The 676-nt window shown below is 66.0% G+C and carries 1 protein-coding gene; it reads right to left on the bottom strand.

Going from position 1 to position 676, the window contains the following annotated elements; genetic code table 11:
- A partial coding sequence (locus HBH25_RS23000) for a PAAR domain-containing protein (protein ID WP_178089125.1) occupies positions 1-644 on the bottom strand: 644 nt, incomplete at its 3' end.
- Positions 645-676: the final 32 nt, after the last annotated feature.

The following is a 676-nucleotide window of genomic DNA, read 5'->3' as shown; positions in this document are numbered from 1 at the left end:
CTGGCCACCTCGCCGCCGATAAAGCCGGCGGTGAACTTGAGGGCGCATGGCAGCATGGCTTTCATGCCCGCCTGGGTGCCCATCTTGAGCACGTTGACGATACCGCCTGCGGCGCCAGCAATGGCCATCAGCACGCCAACGGTGTCGCGCAGCCAGGACGGCACCTCGTCGCTGACGGGCAGGTAGCGGTACTGCCCGCCGCCGATAAAGACGTTGCCTGAGCCGGTGTTGATGACGGCGCCACAGGCGAGCTTGTCGCCCTTGCGTGCCGCAGGCAGGCCATTGATGAATACGTTGGTGGAGCCTTCGGCGACCTTGATCGGGCCGGGGTGCTTCTCGCAAGCGCCGATGCTCTGGTCCACGTGGGCGGCTTTGCGGCCGTTGATGAACACGTTGGGTGAGCCGGTGACCAGGGTGCCGGAGGGCGAAAGAAACCCACTGCCGATGGTTTCACCCAAGGAAGTGATCAGGCTTCCCCCTATTCCGGCAGCGAGCCCGGCCAGCAGCGCGGCGCCGAACCCGCAGGTGAAGGTGGTCACCGCCACCGCCGCCACCAGGCCGATGCCAAGAACAGCCCCCAACACAAAGCCGCCCATTGCGCCGGAGTGGGCGATCTGGTCACCAAACCGTGCTGCCTCGAACATGGGCGTTACTCCTGTTCGGGGGTGGCGGGGGT

This window comes from Pseudomonas quercus (assembly GCF_012033695.1).
Lineage (GTDB): Bacteria > Pseudomonadota > Gammaproteobacteria > Pseudomonadales > Pseudomonadaceae > Aquipseudomonas > Aquipseudomonas quercus.
The sequence above is the reverse complement of the archived record's forward strand: the minus strand, read 5'-3'. Positions and strand labels throughout refer to the sequence as shown.